At 42.4% G+C, this 17,691-nt stretch carries 12 protein-coding genes; 11 read left to right on the forward strand and 1 reads right to left on the reverse strand.

The window, feature by feature from the left end; genetic code table 11:
* The first annotated feature begins 131 nt into the window (after nt 1–131).
* From ACIFOD_RS11295 to ACIFOD_RS11325, 7 genes are all read left to right on the forward strand, one after another.
* Complete coding sequence (locus ACIFOD_RS11295; protein WP_430314676.1) at nt 132–1,013, forward strand: TetR/AcrR family transcriptional regulator; 882 nt, start codon at nt 132–134, stop codon at nt 1,011–1,013.
* 290 nt (nt 1,014–1,303) lie between these two features.
* Nucleotides 1,304–8,860, forward strand: coding sequence for a carboxypeptidase regulatory-like domain-containing protein (locus ACIFOD_RS11300; RefSeq protein ID WP_430314678.1), 7,557 nt, complete (start codon nt 1,304–1,306; stop codon nt 8,858–8,860).
* Nucleotides 8,861–9,584: 724 nt separating this feature from the next.
* On the forward strand, nt 9,585–10,235 hold the full coding sequence (locus ACIFOD_RS11305; RefSeq protein ID WP_324748334.1) for an ABC transporter permease: 651 nt from the start codon (nt 9,585–9,587) through the stop codon (nt 10,233–10,235).
* Between the two features lie 18 nt (nt 10,236–10,253).
* Nucleotides 10,254–11,246, forward strand: a complete 993-nt coding sequence (locus ACIFOD_RS11310) for an ABC transporter ATP-binding protein (protein ID WP_430314680.1) — start codon at nt 10,254–10,256, stop codon at nt 11,244–11,246.
* A gap of 4 nt (nt 11,247–11,250) precedes the next feature.
* Nucleotides 11,251–11,988, forward strand: coding sequence for an ABC transporter permease (locus ACIFOD_RS11315; RefSeq protein WP_430314681.1), 738 nt, complete (start codon nt 11,251–11,253; stop codon nt 11,986–11,988).
* Nucleotides 11,989–12,011: 23 nt separating this feature from the next.
* Nucleotides 12,012–12,917, forward strand: coding sequence for a glycine betaine ABC transporter substrate-binding protein (locus ACIFOD_RS11320; RefSeq protein ID WP_430314683.1), 906 nt, complete (start codon nt 12,012–12,014; stop codon nt 12,915–12,917).
* 175 nt (nt 12,918–13,092) lie between these two features.
* On the forward strand, nt 13,093–13,665 hold the full coding sequence (locus ACIFOD_RS11325; RefSeq protein WP_430314684.1) for a sugar O-acetyltransferase: 573 nt from the start codon (nt 13,093–13,095) through the stop codon (nt 13,663–13,665).
* A gap of 57 nt (nt 13,666–13,722) precedes the next feature.
* Here the strand turns inward: ACIFOD_RS11325 and ACIFOD_RS11330 are convergent, their stop codons facing one another.
* A complete protein-coding gene (locus tag ACIFOD_RS11330) occupies nt 13,723–14,358 on the reverse strand; it encodes a glycosyltransferase (RefSeq protein ID WP_430314685.1) in 636 nt (211 codons plus the stop codon).
* Between the two features lie 348 nt (nt 14,359–14,706).
* Here ACIFOD_RS11330 and ACIFOD_RS11335 point away from each other — a divergent pair, with 348 nt between their 5' ends.
* From ACIFOD_RS11335 to ACIFOD_RS11350, 4 genes are all read left to right on the forward strand, one after another.
* Nucleotides 14,707–14,841 carry a hypothetical protein gene (locus tag ACIFOD_RS11335; RefSeq protein ID WP_397551494.1) on the forward strand — a complete coding sequence of 45 codons (135 nt, stop codon included), beginning with the start codon at nt 14,707–14,709 and terminating at the stop codon, nt 14,839–14,841.
* 293 nt (nt 14,842–15,134) lie between these two features.
* A complete protein-coding gene (locus ACIFOD_RS11340) occupies nt 15,135–16,547 on the forward strand; it encodes an N-acetylmuramoyl-L-alanine amidase (protein WP_430314687.1) in 1,413 nt (470 codons plus the stop codon).
* Between the two features lie 128 nt (nt 16,548–16,675).
* On the forward strand, nt 16,676–16,990 hold the full coding sequence (locus ACIFOD_RS11345) for a DUF3892 domain-containing protein (protein WP_430314689.1): 315 nt from the start codon (nt 16,676–16,678) through the stop codon (nt 16,988–16,990).
* A 479-nt stretch (nt 16,991–17,469) separates the two neighbouring features.
* A partial coding sequence (locus ACIFOD_RS11350; protein WP_430314690.1) for a hypothetical protein occupies nt 17,470–17,691 on the forward strand: 222 nt, incomplete at its 3' end.

Consider the following 17,691-nt stretch of genomic DNA (forward strand, 5'->3'; position numbering starts at 1 on the left):
CAATCATTAATAGGTTGACTCATTAGTCATTTTACCTGTATTTTTTCTATAGTCAAGAAATAATGTTCTTCTATTTTTGTCAGAGTATGGGTAGAATGAGAGAGTGAATACCTGGATTTAGAGGTGTAGAAATGGACAAACGAAACGCAATACTTGAATCAGCAGTGGAACTCTTTGGAGCCCATGGTTATAATCATACATCCATGCAGCAAATCGCTGAAAGTGTCGGAATTTCAAAAGGCTCCCTTTACTCATTTTTTCAATCAAAAGAAGATTTAATTATATCGATTTATGAACATTATCAGCAGCTCGTATTTGAAAGGGCATTCGTTGTCGGATTAGATGGTAAGCTACCTCCTTTGGAACGATTTGCCAAGCAGTTCCAGGTGCAATTCGAAGGGATATTGGAATACAAGTCCTATATGAAAATGCACATGCGAGGGGAGTCCGCGAAGAATAGTGACAAACTTGCTGCCATGGAACATCGCATGAGAGGACGTCTGTTCAGCTGGCTCGAACATAATCTATTAGACGTGTTCGGGGAGAGTATTAGGCCATACAAATGGGATCTTATGTGGATGACACAGTCCATTTATTCATCATATATGATGTTGATGATCTCACATGATAACGCTCTCGATCCAGAAGAACTCGGCGATCATCTGGTGAAGCAGATCTCTCTGCTGGCAAATGATTTCATGAATGGAAACAGCTCTCCACTTTTGGACGATGACATGATGAAATCCTTTACTGTCAGCATGGACAAAGAAGGTGCATTCATTTCGTTTGAGAAAAGGGAGAATGCATGGAAGGCACTTTATGAAAAGATCAACGGATTGAGCGAAGCTCGTGGTGTGTACTTCTTGAACATAGCAAATCGGATTACAGAAGAATGCCGCGACTCGGAGCCAGAAGAGTTGATCATCAAAGGGTTATTTCGATTGTTGGTGGATGAAGAGGAATTAAAAACAGAAGCTGAAGAATTAGAAATGCTGCTCCTTCCTGTTAAATAGGGAGGGGTTTTTTCTGTTCATTTGCAGGGAAAGATTGATTTAGAAATCTAATATCATAAAAAGCTAATATAAAAATGCTAAATATTACCAATCGCTCTTCGTCCAATTTCTCCTCATTTATTTACAAATAGGATATCCAGTGTTGGAATAGGCTATCACCACCCCGATAAAAGTTCCATTAGAACCAAAAATGGCACAACTTCAGTAGTTTCCTAGACGTTTGGTAAGACAAAACTCCTGTTTTTTCAATACCATAATAAAGACCATATCATTTAAAGGAGGTTTTTTTTATGGCATTTCCCAGTAATGCACAATATACCCCGGTATTAGTCGGGGGAGTACCATTATTTGACGTCTTGGGGGATGAGAGTCCCGTATCGACGGATATTGTAGGCAATTCAACTTTCCCAGCAGGTTTCTTTGCCTACGATGGTACCAATGTCTATTTCCGGTTAAGGTTGAATGGGGATCCCCGGAATAATCAGTTAACGGGCTTCAGAAATTTCTCGTGGGGCGTTTTGATTAACACAACAGGTGTAGCAGGAACTTACGACTGGCTTTTTAACGTGGATGGGTTGAATAATCGAGTGAGTTTAATTCAGAATACGGTTAAATTAGTCAATTCATGGAATGATCCAGCAGAAGGGACGGGGGGAGGGAATCCGAACTTCGCACAGCCGATAACCAATTTCGACTTTGCCAGGGTAACACCTGCCGATTCCAGCATCGGTGGAGATCAGGATTTCTTCCTCGACTGGTTTCTACCGGCAAGTACGGTATTTTCTTTCTTAGGAATTAATGCATCCTCAGCCATTCGTGCCGTGTATTTTTCATCGGCAAACTCCAATAACTATAATAAGGATTCATTAAGAACAAGTGAAGGCTTTTCATTCACTAACGCCTTTACAGATCCAGTCACTCCGGATCAGGCTGACATCAGGGCGAGGCTTTCAACGAACAAAGTATTGAATTCAGGACCGCAAACCGTCGTCCTTGGCCAGCAGGCGACTTGGACAGGTACCGTGACGGTTACAAACACAGGCCGCTCCCAGGCTACCTCGGTATTTCTTGATGACATCATCGGTCCTGATCAAGTGAATTCATTCGTCGTGAATTCAACCACGCAAGGACTCACCACGTATAACCCAGCAAGTAAACTGCTTACATGGAACGTAGGGAATTTAAACCCCGGTGTCACCGCATCATTGACCTTCACCTTGAATGGTGCCTTTACAACGAGTGGTTCAAGAAATTTAGACAGGGTGCAAGCGACTGGATTCGATACCTCTTCAGGTAATGCCATTCAGTCTAACACTTCCGTCGTCACAATTAACGTTCAACAGACAGCCACCATCAACGGGACAATAACCGATCAATCAACAGCTTTGGTACTCCCGAATACAACGGTGTCCCTACTTCAAGGGATGAGCGTGATTGCAACCACTCAATCGAATGCAAGTGGATTTTATACGTTTACCAATGTGGTACCTGGAAACTATACCGTACAGGCTGCTAGAACGAACTATGTAACCGGGACAGCTAATGTGACGGCTGCAGGAGGTACGTCGACAACGGCAGATATAGCACTTGTACCTCAGCCGAGTACGATTTCAGGAAATGTATCTAATGGTGGTCCCATTAACAATGCAACCGTCCAGCTTCTCAATAATTCAGGAGCAGTAATAGACACGATAACCACTAACGTAGCAGGAAACTATTCTTTTGTAAATGTAACTCCGGGTATTTATAACGTCTCTGTTATCTCAGCCGGTTTTCAATCTCAAGCTAAATCTGTCATGACAGAGCCCAACCAGGCAGCGGTCGTCAATTTCACGCTTATCGCAAACCCCGGCTCTATTTCGGGTACCGTTCGGGATTCCTCCGATAATACAGCCATCCCACTGGCAAACCTAGAGTTGCTTGATTCTAACGGGGTACTCATTGCCACGACGACGGCAGATGGAAGCGGTCAATATACCTTTAATGATTTAGCACCAGGAAATTATAAAGTGAGGTCATTCGCTACCAACTATAGTACCACAACAGTATCTTCAACGGTTACAGCTGGTAATACAACAATAACGAACATTTTCCTTGAACCAAATCCTGGTTCGATTCAAGGAACCGTAGTAGACAGCGATACCATGGCGGCGATTTCAGGAGCCACAGTACAGGCAGTGAATAGTCAAAATGTCGTCGTGGCGGCTACGACGACCGATGGAAGCGGTCAATTTGCCTTTGAGAGTCTTTTACCCGGATCATATTCTCTTATTTTTACAGCAAGCGGATATGCGACCCAAAACCTCGGTGCAATTGTGAATTTCAACGCCACCACAGTTGTAAATGCGTTTCTATCTAAACTTGCCGGAGCCCTCGCCGGTACAGTCCAGGACCCTAATGCTGTAGCGATACCAGATGCAACGGTAACTATTTTCCAAAACAATATTCAGATTGGTAGTGTAGTAACTGACGTAAATGGTAATTATATGGTTCCCGGACTGCCTCCAGGAAGCTATACGGTTGTTGTCAGTGCACCGAATTACACGACCGAAACCGTTGCAGCTATGATAGAAAATGGTCAAACCACCACGTTAAATGTAACGTTAAACGAAGATCCGGGTACATTGACAGGGTTTGTAAGAGACACGAATAATGACCCGATTGCCGGTGGAAGTGTTACGATTCAAATCAGTACTGGGGCAGGAATCATTGTAGCTACCACTGTTACCGCACCTGATGGATCCTATACGGTTCCGAGCCTTGCGCCTGGGAATTACACCGTTGTCGCAGCAGCATCTAATTTTCAGGCAGCCACACAAGGGGTGACGATTGTTTCCAATACGATCTCTAACGTGAACTTTAACTTAGAAGCAAATCCGGGATCAATTTCTGGAATCGTTTCCAACTCACAAACAGGCACGCCGATTATTGGAGCCAATGTGGAGGTAAGAATTGTTGATTCAAGTGGAGCAGTCATCGCTACCGTTTTGACAGATGAAAATGGGGAATATATTGTAAATGGATTGGCCCCAAGTATTTACACGGTCGTTGTTTCAGCACCAGATTTCCAATCCAATGCCACTACTGTGCAAGTCAATTCAAATCAAACAGTGGATGGAAGCATCGCACTTGAACCGGATCCCGGGCGGATAACGGGAACAGTCGTAGACAGTGTTGGAAGTAATCCTATTTCTGGAGCAAGTGTCAGCATCGTGAATAGCTCTGGTACCTTGATTACAACTGTATTAACGGATTCAGACGGAGTATTCATGGTTGAAGGACTCGCACCGGATAACTACACATTGAATGTATTTGCAAACGACTTCCAAAATGGGACAGTGGGAGCCCTTGTTAATTCAGGGCAGACAACGCCTGTTTTGGTTTCACTGGACCCCAATCCAGGAGCAATTACGGGGACCATCAGCCCAATTGTAACGAATACAACCATTCAATTACGGAATGTTAACAACATATTAATCGATTCTGTCGTGCCAAATCAGGATGGAACATTTTCTTTCAATAATTTAACACCGGGAACCTACACCGTTTTAGCTTCAGCTCCTAACTATTCAACCGCCCAGGCTGGAGTAAATGTCCTAGCGAATCAAACCTCAAACGTAGATTTAATCCTTATCCCAAATCCAGGATCAGTATCAGGGATTGTGACAGATAATCTCGGGAATCCAATAGGCAACGCCACTGTACAAATCTTGGATCAAAATAATATTTTGATCGGTTCCGGATTCACTGACTCATCTGGACAATATATTGTCGGAAATCTCCCAAGCGGATCTTTCAATGTGGTTGTCAATTCACTAGGCTTCGGGCAGGTCATTACAGGGATCTTCATAGGTATCGCTCAAGATTTAATCGATGTAAATATTTCTTTGATTCCGAATCCGGGATCCATTAACGGTCAAATCACAAATCGAACCAGTGGAGACACGATTTCAGGCGCAACTGTAGTCATCATTGATGGAAGTTCTCAAATTCCAGTTGCAACTACGACAACTTCAGTATTTGGAAACTATTCTGTAAGAGGTTTAGCACCTGGCTCTTATATTGTCTCAGCTTCCAAAATGAATTTTACCACAGAGCAAATCGGTGCCATTGTTATTAGCGACACGGATACGAGAGCCGATTTATCATTAAGGGAAAATCCAGGTGCTCTGGAAGGAGCTGTTGAAGATACCAATGGAAATCCAATTACAGGCAATGGTATTCAAGTTTCAGTCTACAATGAAAACAATGTCCTGGTTGTTTCTTTCCTGGCCAATTCAGACGGGACCTACACTGTACCATCTCTTGCACCGGGTACGTACTTCATTACAGTTGCAGCACCAAATTATTCCTCCTCAACCGTCTCAGCCATCGTAGAATCCAATCAAACAACCACCGTAACAAATGTTTTAGCTGCAAATCCAGTAACGTTAACCGTTCAAGTCCTGATTGAAAATACCGCGACTCCAATCCAAGGAGCTACGGTCACGGTCAGGCACGGCAATAACATTCCGATTGCAACAGGAATCACTGATGAAAGTGGATTTGTCACGTTTTTCTCTTTACCGACTGGTATATTGAACGTCACGGCTGATGCTCCTTCGTTTGGAACGGATACGAAGTCTGTTATCGGCGGAGCGGGAGATATTTTATTTGTATCCCTGAATCTGGCGCAAAATCCCGGTCAACTTCAAGGGTTCATTTCAAATCTTTCTAACGGAGATGCCATCCCTAATGCCGTCATTCAACTTTACGATTTCACGAATGTACTCGTCCAAACCACTTTATCTAATCAAAATGGAGAATACATCTTCTCCGGAGTCTCCCCTGGGGTGTATACGGTCATTGCCAATGCAACAGACTTTGGGCCCGAGACGGCTGGTGCCATTATTGAATCAAACCAAACCAATTTATTAAGCTTTGCCTTAAGACCAAATCCGGGCATCGTACAAGGATTTGTTCGGGACTCTATCACGCTTAACCCAATTGCAGGTGCAACGGTAGAAGTCCGGGAGCTTTCCGGATCGGGTCCAATCATTTTCACAACGATTACGAATACTGATGGATTTTTCCAAACGACAACGTTATCACCAATTGTGTATGTGTTGGTGGGAAGCAGTCCTGATTTTGGTACTAATGCTGTAGCGGCAGAAGTAAGTAGTGGGGGAATTACCAATGTTGAAATCCTGCTCACACCAAATCCGGGTTCGCTCACTGGTATAGTCAGAGATGCTATAACCTTACAAAGGTTGGCGGACACACTTATAAGGGTCATTGACAACCAGGGAACTGTAGTGGCAACCGTGCAGACGACAGTGGATGGAACGTACCTTATCGAAGGGCTGGCTGAAGGTGCTTATACCGTATCTACCATTAATCCTAACTATCAATCCGAAATCGTTCAAACCACGATTCAGCCTAATTCTATGACTTCCTTGGATTTTGCTCTACAGGGCAATCCGGCTACTCTTAGCGGGTCCATCGTTGATGCTTTCGATCAGTCCCCATTAACCGGCGTAATTGTAGAGGTTTATTTAAGTGGAACCGACACACTGGTAAGGCGTGTCCTCACTGACGAAAACGGAAACTATTTGATAGAAGGGCTTCCTCAAGGAACTTTTGACGTAAAAGCTCAGCTTCAAGATTACGCTATTAGTGTGAACACCGTATTTTTATCACCTGGTGATAGTGAAGTGCTTAATATTGCACTTGTTCCATTCCCTGCAACTGTTCAAGGTACGATTCGGGATGCTGTGACACTTGACCCCATTAGCGGAGCCCTTGTGAAAGTGGTCATACCGAATACAGACATCACCGTCGGAAGCATCATTACTTCCAGTGACGGTACGTATTCAATCGGTAATTTACCACAGGGAAGCTACAATGTAGTCATATCAGCTAACGGCTATGCCACAGAGGTCATTCCTGTCATTCTTGTTGCAAATGGAACAGAGACGGTGAATGCAGAGTTAGATACGAATCCATCCACGATTACGGGTACCGTGTTAAATGCCCAAATGGCCACCGGAATACAAGGTGCGCTGGTGAGAGTTTTTAACTCTGACGGTGTATTTATAACCAGCATTTTAACCGATGAGAATGGTTTCTATGCTATTTCTGGCTTGGCAGCAGGTCAGTATACTGTTATAGCGAGTGCCGATGGTTTTGCCGATGGCATTAACATCGTTACACTATCACCAGGTGAAACCGAATCCCTTAATTTCAGCTTATCCAACCAAACAGCAACTCTTAGAGGAATTGTGAGGGATAACGTGAACAATCAACCGATTCAATCTGCTTTAGTTCAAGTTTTTAGAATAGGAACATCGATTCCAATTGCCTCTGTCCTAACAAATGGATCAGGTGAATATGTGATTGAGGGGTTAGACCCTAGAGAATATCGCGTCGTCTTCTCAGCTGATGGATACGCAAGTGAAGTATTCAGGATTTTCCTAACCAATGCTGAAGTCCGGACACTTAATGTGAACCTGCAGCGTCAGCCGGCAACCATCACAGGTAAAGTAACCGATGCGTCTACGGGGTTACCGATCCAAAGTGCCGGCGTCATTACGGTGATCAGTGGAAGTGGAATCGTCGTAGCGTCCACCTTGACTGACCAAGAAGGAAATTATATCTTAACTGGTCTGTCACCTGGTGATTACAATGTAATCTTCTCAGCTGATGGATACGTCAGATCGACGTTCATGATCACATTAAGTCCGAATGAAACAGCCGTCCTCAATGCCGCTTTAGAACCAAACCCCGCTACCATTACCGGAAATGTAAGTGACGCGAATACGCTCGCTCCAATTGAGAACGCAATCATCCAAGTATTCACACTGGAGGGGACACTACTGGGAGTTACCCTTACAGATATGAATGGGAACTACACTATTTCAGGTTTACCCGGAGGAACAGTCGTGCTGGTCGTGCGTGCTCAAGGATATCAAAGTCAAATGCAAAACGTCTCCGTAACGAGAGGAAACACGACGACGGTCAACTTCTTATTAGAAAATAATCCGTCAAGCGTAAGCGGGATCGTTACAGATATTCGAACCGGCGAACACATTTCCCAAGTGCTTGTTCAAATCTTTCCGATAGGTTCTAATATTCCGATTCGTTCTACCTTAACCGATCCAAATGGATTCTATATCCTGACGGGATTACCAGCAGGAGCATACGTGATTCGATTCACTGCAGCAGGCTATCCGGTCAAGGAGATTTCAATTGTACTCCGAGAAAGTGAAGACCTACAGTTAAACGTTCAATTAGGAGAAGAAGTCCCACCTCCCCCACCAGGAAGTATAAGACCTGAATGTATCTCTGTGGAAAAAGTGTACGACTGGGTCATCGCAACCCACAACACCACTCAATCTGTCAGTCTCTCACCTGATTGCAGGGAGCTCGTAGATGAACTCGTGGCAAGAGGGGAAGGAATAAATGTGAAGTGTCAGCTCAGTCCAAATACCAAGCCGAGATGCTCGCTCATTTCGTTCGAAAGAGGAACACCGGGTTATGTAGTGATTCGTGGGCAAGCGCTCTTGCTCGTGACCATCCAATCCCTATACAATGAAGAAGATTTCTGCACCATGGAAGTACCAATCTTCTTTGATAAAAAAATAGCCGTATGTTTACCAGAAGGAATGGGTGCAAGCAATGTGAACTGCTCTATAGTGGATATAAAGTGTCGTGAGAAGGAAGGAAGCCTTACACGCGAACAAGTGAAGATACAACTCATCGCATGCCTGGAAGTAGAAATACTTCATCCTGTTGTTCTTGAAGTGTTAGGAACATTCTGTACGCCAAGAACCATGATCAAGCGTGTGGAAGAAGACGATATGTGTTAAGAAAAAATGAGGTGCCACCAGTGGAGGGCACCTTTTTATTTGATTTAAAGCTTTCTCTGAAGTTCCTTAATGTTTTTTCGATAAAAAGAGGAGTCTGTTTGTTCATTTACGCATGCCTGAATGGGCAGGGATAAACGGATATGCCAGAAGAAGATATTTATGGCAAGTAGAGAGATTTTATCGTTTTGATAGTGGTGAACAGGAATAGACCGATTCGCCGTTAAATTTGAAATTTCGCCGTTAAATGTAATGATTTCGCCGATAAAATCAATTTTTCGCCGTTAAAACGAATATATAGCCGTTATCTCCCATCTTAGCCTATGCATCATTATGAAAACTTTACTCTAATGGACTCAAAACAGCCTCATACTAGAATAATAGTCGTTTCGTAACCCTTTTCACTGGAAAAATTCACGGAAGCCATCCAAAATATCAATAAATTTCGAAAATTATTATATGATCCCCAAATAGACTACACAATTAGGAAGATATCACGTACCTTCCACACATCCCATTACACCTGCTGATCTAACAATATTCACAGCCCAAACTTAACCTCTTCCACCACTATTTTCCGACATAATGTTTCAAAATTCTACAATAGGGGTAAAAGAATGTTGGTGCAATTATACGGTTATACTAAATCCGTGGGTCGTCAGGACTAGATGAGATCCTTGACGGCTTTTGTTTTGCCCTAAATACATATATAAAGGAGGGTGTAACTATGGAGAAATGGATGAAGTTTCTCGAGGTTAATGCACCTCGGATTCTTGATTTGACGATTGAGCATGCAGTGCTCGTCGGACTTGCGATTATCGTTGCCCTTTTAATCGGGATACCTTTAGGGATATATTTAACGACCAATGATTATCTGGCAGAAACGGTGTTGCAGATTGCGTCGGTTATGCTGACCATTCCCAGCATTGCCTTGTTTGGGGTGATGATTCCAATCTTTTCAATCATTAATCAGGGGATAGGATTTGTTCCGGCCTTTGTGGCATTGGTTCTCTATTCGCAGCTTCCTATTATACGGAATACATATACTGCGATTCGAAACGTGAGTCCTGAGATGCGTGATGCGGCGAAGGGAGTCGGGATGAAGACGCATCAACGTCTGCTGCGGGTTGAGATTCCAAATGCATTCCCTGTAATCATGGCGGGGATCAGAACTGCCGTGGTCTTAAACATAGGAATCGGTGTAATTGCAGCTTATATCGGAGCTGGTGGCCTCGGAGTCCTTATTACTCAAGGGATTTCCAGAGGAGACAATTATTTAATTATTAGTGGATCTGTAGCGGTCGCGATATTGGCGATGATTGCAGATGCCATCCTTTTATGGATTCAAAAACGCTACACACCAAAAAGTATTGCATAAAGAGGAAGTGGTGAAGAGATGATTACATTTGATCATACAACGAAGACTTATGAAGGTGATGTGACAGCGGTTAAAGGTGTCGACTTTACCGTCGAGAAGGGTGACATAGTAGTTTTATTAGGGCCATCCGGGTGCGGGAAAACCACCTTATTACGAATGGTGAACCGGCTGGAATCGATTACAGATGGGAAAATCATCATCGACGGCCAGGACTCAATGGACTTGAATCAAATTGAATTGCGTAGAAAAATCGGGTACGTCATTCAAAGTAACGGACTGTTCCCAAATATGACGATTGAAGAAAACGTTATGATTGTTCCTGACATGCTGGGCTGGGGTAAGAAGGAAAAGAAAGAGCGGTTCAATAAGCTGATGGAAATGATCGGTCTTAGCGGAGATAAATTCGGTAAGAGATATCCACATGAATTATCAGGAGGACAACAGCAGAGAATCGGTGTTATTCGTGCGTTGGCAGCAGATCCTCCCGTTATGTTGATGGACGAACCGTTTGGGGCACTGGATCCGATCATTCGTGAAAAAATACAGGATGAATTCCTGCAGATTCAACGTGAAGTGAAGAAAACGATTCTCTTTGTGAGTCATGATATTGATGAAGCGATTAAAATGGCGGACAAGATTGTTCTGTTGCGTGGAGGAGAAATCATGCAGTATGACACTCCATCAGAAATGCTCGTCCGTCCTAAAAGTGATTTTGTTTATGAGTTCTTTGGTAAAGATCGTGCCATTAAAAGTTTAAGTTTACATACAATTGAAAACTTGAAGAACATCATAGGCTTAGCGGAATTTGATGAATCCATTCCTGATACGAAAACGATCAATATTCATCATGATCTTAGAAATACGTTGTCGATGCTTTTAAATCAGGAAGCTGACCAGGTCATCGTGACGGATGACGCAGGGAATAAACAAGGGGCCATTACGATCGACCTTGTACAGAAATACCTTCATTACGAGATTAAAGGAAAAACGAACGTGGTTCAGAAAGGATGATTCTGTGAATACGAAAAAGGTTGTCAGTAATGTCGTTCGGTATTTCGTGTATGCACTTGTCATCCTTTTCTTTGCCTGGGCTATTAAAAATCAATACTTCGACTATATGTTCAGTCAATCGAAGACATTTCTACTTTTATTGAAGCAGCATTTGCAGCTTGTTTTTGTTTCTTCCATATTAGCACTTATTGTCGCGGTACCGGCTGGAATCTTGATTACACGAAAGCAGTTCAGACGAGCAGAGTGGATCGTCTCTAATACAGTCAATTTTGGCCAAACGATTCCGAGTTTAGCGGTTCTTGCTCTTATGATCAGTATATTAGGAATCGGTTTTAAAACAGCCATTTTTGCACTGTTTATTTATTCTCTTTTACCGATTTACCGAAATACAGTTGCAGGTATTGATTCGATAGATGAGAACCTCATAGATGCAGCCAGAGGGATGGGAATGAAACCTTATCAAATCCTTTTCCGGATTGAACTGCCGAATGCCGCATACTCAATCTTGGCTGGAATACGAACAGCGGTCGTGCTGAATATCGGAACAGCTGCCCTTGCCTATGTCGTCGGTGGTGGGGGATTAGGAGTTTGGATTTTCACAGGTATTCAATTGTTCGATAATGGATACTTAATCTCAGGGGCCATACCTGTTACGATTCTGGCGATTCTGGTAGATTTACTACTGCGAATGGTGGAGAGAATCGTCGTTCCAAAAGGTACCAAACAAACATTAGAAATGTAATTCTTAATCAGGAGGTGACGACCGTGAAACGGAATTCAAAGTGGATAGGGATCCTCATCCTCACTCTTATGCTTAGCGCCTGTTCAAACGTAGGAATAGGAGGTAAACAAATATCCGTTGGGGGAAAGAACTTTACGGAGCAATACCTTCTTTCTGAGATGACCGCCTTTTTATTAAAAGAAGAGGGTTTTAAAGTAAAACAAATGAACAACCTGGGAAGTACGGTTGTTCGTAAAGCATTGGAAAACGAGCAGGTGGATATGATGTGGGAGTACACCGGGACGGCCCTCATTACCTATATGGGACAAGAACCGATGTCAGACCCTGAGAAGACTTTTCAAAAAGTGAAGAAGCTTGATGCAAAAAGGGACATTCATTGGATGAATATGTCCAATGTGAATAATACTTACGCACTGGCTATGAATCAGGATCAGGCAAAGAAATTGGGTATTGAATCCATAAGTGATCTGGCTGAATATGTAAATAACAATCCTGGAGAATTAACAATGGCGTCTGACGCAGAATTTGCGAATCGTCCCGACGGTCTTCCAGGAGTAGAGGAATTGTACGGTTTCAAATTCGGTTCCGGACAAATCAAACAGATGGATCTCGGACTGACGCAAAGGGCATTGAATAACCGCCAAGTAGATGTTTCGGTTGCCTTTGAGACAGATGCAACGATTGTAGATTATGACTTGGTAACGTTGAAGGATGATAAGAAATTCTTTCCGCCATACCGGGCAGCGGTTAGCATAAATAAAAACGTTTATGAAAAATATCCGGAAATCAAAGATATTACGGCAAAATTAGCCGATAAACTTAACAGTGATATTATGCGTGAACTGAATTACAAAGTGGATATCGAAGGGAATAGTGTATCCGTTGTGGCTCATGACTGGCTTGTTGAGAATGGTTTGATCGAGGAGTAATTATTCAAGAAGAAAGGATTGAATCTTAACGGGTTCAGTCCTTTTACTCTGAAATCGATTAATTATATGATTATCGGGTCCATACGCTAAATGAGAACGTTTTGTTGATATATTTTTAGAAAAAGGGATAAAATAGGAGTCTAGTAATCTTAGTACAAATGAGGGAGGCACATGCATGAAAACTGAAAAACAGAAAATGCTTGATGGTGAACTTTACGAACCATGGGATCCTCAGTTAACGAAAGAACGAAAAGAAGCACGCTATTTAACACGGAAGCTTAATCAAACGACGGAAGAAGACGCCGAGGAGAGAGTGGCTGCCATAAAAAGGTTGTTCGGATCTACTGGGGAAAGCATTTATTTAGAGCCTGACTTCAGGTGTGATTATGGATATAACATTCACGTCGGCAATCATTTCTTTGCTAATTTTAACTGTGTGATTTTAGATGTATGTGAAGTCCGCTTCGGTGAAAATTGTATGCTCGCACCTGGAGTACATATTTACACAGCGACTCATTCGGTCAATCCTGTTGAGCGAAACAAAGGACCGGAATTTGGGAAGCCTGTCAAAATCGGAGACAACTGCTGGATCGGTGGAGGCGCAATCATTAATCCCGGAGTGACGATAGGTGATAATGTGGTTATTGCTTCAGGTGCAGTCGTGACAAAGGATGTCCCTTCTAATGTAGTGGTGGGTGGAAACCCTGCCCGTATCATTAAGGAGATTGACTTGGAAGATAAGAGATAGAGCGTATATACACATCAGATTAAAGCAGCTGGAATCAATCTATCCCAGCTGCTTTAATTAGAACTTCTCCGGAAACTGCTTCACGATTCCACCTGATAAGGCATCAGACAGGTGAAGAATATGGGTCTTCCCATTATCAAAGCTTGTAATGTTTCCTTTCCAGTCTTTCTTGATTCGTGCGACTGCTTCATCGGTGACGAATTGCAAGTGCATATATAACAGGTCTTTTAGCGCATTTTCAGACCAATAAGGATTTGCTTTTGCTAGGAACCCTGCAATATCATCTGCATTTCGATACCATTCTTTGTTTAATTTCTCAACCTCTACTTGCTTCCCATTTTTAGCAGCAGCTACGATTTTTCCTGCCAATACAATATGCTCGGTCAACAAATCAGCCAGCTTATTGCCAGCCTCTTCGCCGTAATAAGGTTTGATTGCGTTTCCGATGTCTTTCTGATTTTGAAGCAATCGTGCAAGAACCACATCCTGATCCTCTAATCCATCCACGGCACTAATAATATAATTTCTGGTATAGATAACATGATCGTTCCATAAAATTCTCATGTCTTCTTTTGCTTTCACGCTGGCTACACTTACACATTCAGCCTGCTTAGCTTCAGCTGAAGTACTGAGTACAGGTAAGAAAGAAAGTGTTATCATCACACCCATCACAAGAATTCCAATCTTTTTCACTAAAACTCCTCCATTCATTTGGCTATCGCCTCTTATTATTCGCTTCTTTTCCCCATTCACTCATAGAAACCTAATTGGTAAAATGTGCTGATACATTTGAAATAGAAATCGACGAAAGAGTAGGTGTCACCTATTACCTTGGCGGTTCAGAGATGACACCAACCTATAGGCTGAATAAGGAGCGTGAGGGAAGTAATATGACGGCGAACCTCTCTTTATTGAGGGATGACATAAACTTGTGAAGAGTTCTATTTTATGAAAAAAGGCTGTCCAATTTTCATAAAAACTCGTTGCTTGTCCTCACCTTCCGATCACTTTCAACATAAAGTATTCTATGGAGGTGATGCATTGGCAAGAAAATTAGAAGTGTATCTTTTTATCAGTCCACCAGTAACTCATTCCAAGTTTGACTTGGGATCTCCTTCTCTCTCAAATATGTACGTTGCGCAGTTTGGGGTTACTCTTCGACCCCTTGCTCAGTAAGAGAACAATGGTTATAAGATCAACAGTTCATACTGAAAAAAATGAAGCGAGCACCAGTATGAAACTCCGCCGTTCAATTTAAAAAAATGATGAATAAGAACGAGTTCACAGAAATAGAATAACACCTATAAGAAAGTTTCCTCCATAAAAATAGATCGTGCATAAAAAATGTTCCCTTCACTACCGGGAACATTTTTTCGTCATTAACAATAGGCGCAAGTAGGAAAAGTCCAAGCAGGCTTGTCCATATGTGAATATAGTACTATATGTCATACTCTTAGGAGGAAATAATATTGAAAACTATTATGATTGATCCTGGTCATGGAGGTACTGATCCAGGTGCTGTTTACAATGGGAATGAAGAAAAAACCTTCAATCTCTTAACGGCCCTTATTGTAAGGGACTTTTTGTTGAAAAATTACAATGTGAATATTTTGATGACGAGAACTGGAAATGAAACGCTATCTTTAACGGAAAGATCAAATTTCGCCAACCGTAATAATCCTGATTTCTACTTGTCCATCCATCATAATGCTGGAGGTGGAACCGGGTTTGAGAGCTATGTATATAATGGCAGTGTTCCTTCCCAGACTATTACCTATCAGAGAATCATTCACGATGAAGTGATTTCAGCTATTAATACACCTTATAAAGTGATTGATAGAGGGAAAAAGAGAGCGAACTTTCATGTATTGCGTGAAACGAACATGTCTTCACTATTATTAGAGATATTATTTATTGATAATCCAAAAGATATTGCGTTAATGAACAACGCTACATTTCGAAACACTGTAGGAGTGGCGATCGCAAGGAGTGTTGCAAAGGCTTTAGGTTTACCTGCGAAGATAGTGAATGAGAAAGAACTTTTCAAAGTGATTGCTGGTTCATTTACAAAGCGTGAAAATGCTGAAGATCGGGTAAATGAGTTGAAAAGAAAAGGTATGAATTCATTCATTGATACTGTGGTGGTCTTGGATAGAACGTATTACAGGGTCCAAACTGGTGCTTTTGCAGAAAGAGTGAACGCAGAAAATCAAGTGGCAAGCTTGAAAAAAATGGGTATTGAAGCATTTATTTTTGTAAGAGTTGACGATAACCCTAAGCCCCCTGTACCGTCTCCGACCGATCCGCCAAAACCGACACAGCCTCCCAATCCACCGGGAATACAGTATTCGATCCTGGGTACATCTGTATTACATGCTGAACAACTCGATGACTTCGCTAGAACGATTAACCGGGATGCTTCACTTTTAGGCGAATTCTATCTCTTTTACGGGAATCTTTATGGAATTAGAGGAGACGTAGCTTACTCTCAAGCTCTACATGAAACCAACTATTTCAGGTTCACAGGACAAGTTAAACCAGATCAAAACAACTATGCAGGGATTGGAACTACCGGTCCTGGTAATGACGGAGCATCATTTAAGACTCCAGAAGAAGGGGTTCTTGCTCACATTCAGCATCTGTATGCATATGCATCAACCAATCCAATTCCACAAGGACAATCACTCGTAGATCCCCGTTTTTCACTAGTCACTCGTGGGAGCGCCAAAAACTGGACAGACTTGAACGGAAAGTGGGCAGTGCCAGGGACTACCTATGGACAAAGTATCCTTTCTGTTTTCAATAGAAACATCAAAAATGCGATAAAAGTAATGGATGAACAAAAAATTGTGTTAAATGATACTCTTGGAAAATTGAAATGATGATAGTAGAGTGCCGCGATGGATGGCACTCTTTTTTGGTTGGAAGTTGGACATGTCTTTTTGTCTTTTTTTATCATAATACATAGCTCCAGAGTCAATACTAAACGTATGTTCGGGAGGTGAACCAGATGGAAAAGAAGAGCTTTGAACAGATTTATGAAGAATACAAGAAGCAAGGTGAATTTCAGGCTAAAGTAGAAATGGCTCAGGAGCTTGCAACTGGCGCGGAACAGATTGTAGCCGTTCGTCGAAATGAGGATGACGATCTCATCGCTTTTAAAACCGAAAGTGGGAGAGAGCTGGATTATATCACTGCACTCGAAGAAGCGAAGTCAGGAAAACTGGCTCATGTCGATGTGATTCATCGGTATGGAAGAGATGTTCTCCGCAGTGAACCGGACGGTATAAAAGAAAATAATCTAAGTGAACTCCCACCCTTTTGACACTCGGAGGTTGAGGGCTGATTAAATCATGCTCCCTTCAATAGAGAGATACGAATACCAGAAATAAATTCCATCCAAACACTAAGTTTTCGCGTAGTGTTTTTTCTTTTTGTAGAAATTTCCATTTGTAATCTTTGTTATTTTTGATTATATAGTGTACTTCCTGAAAGAGAATGCACCGTTTTTTCTGACCAACAGCTTATTAGATGTAAAAACGGCTTTTGCTTAAGAAATTCAGGCTGAATATCTTCGAAACCGGGGCATATAACAAAGGCCAAGAGCAAAGTCGCTGGTATGGGTACAGGATAATATTTGTCCAATGATTGGTTAAAGACCAACAAACGAACCTCCTAAATAAAAAGATAACAAAAGATCTCATAATGTGGTTATCGCCCGGAACAAGCTATCTATTAAATCCATAAGATAGTAATAGGGAAACCTATACTTTTTTCAAATTTAAGATTCAAAGGAGGTTAGTTATGAAGATCAAAAAAAATTGCGGGCTTCCAAGTTTTCCTCAACGCGGTTGTTACCCGTATTATCCTCAGGGACCAACTGGCCCTCAAGGACCTATGGGACCAACTGGGCCAGCAGGGCCTCAAGGACCTATGGGACCAACTGGGCCAGCAGGGGCAACAGGACCGGCAGGGGCAACAGGGGCAACAGGACCGGCAGGGGCAACAGGACCGGCAGGGGCAACA

The sequence above is a fragment of the Rossellomorea sp. NRS-1567 genome, assembly GCF_050467885.1.
GTDB lineage: Bacteria > Bacillota > Bacilli > Bacillales > Bacillaceae_B > Rossellomorea > Rossellomorea aquimaris_C.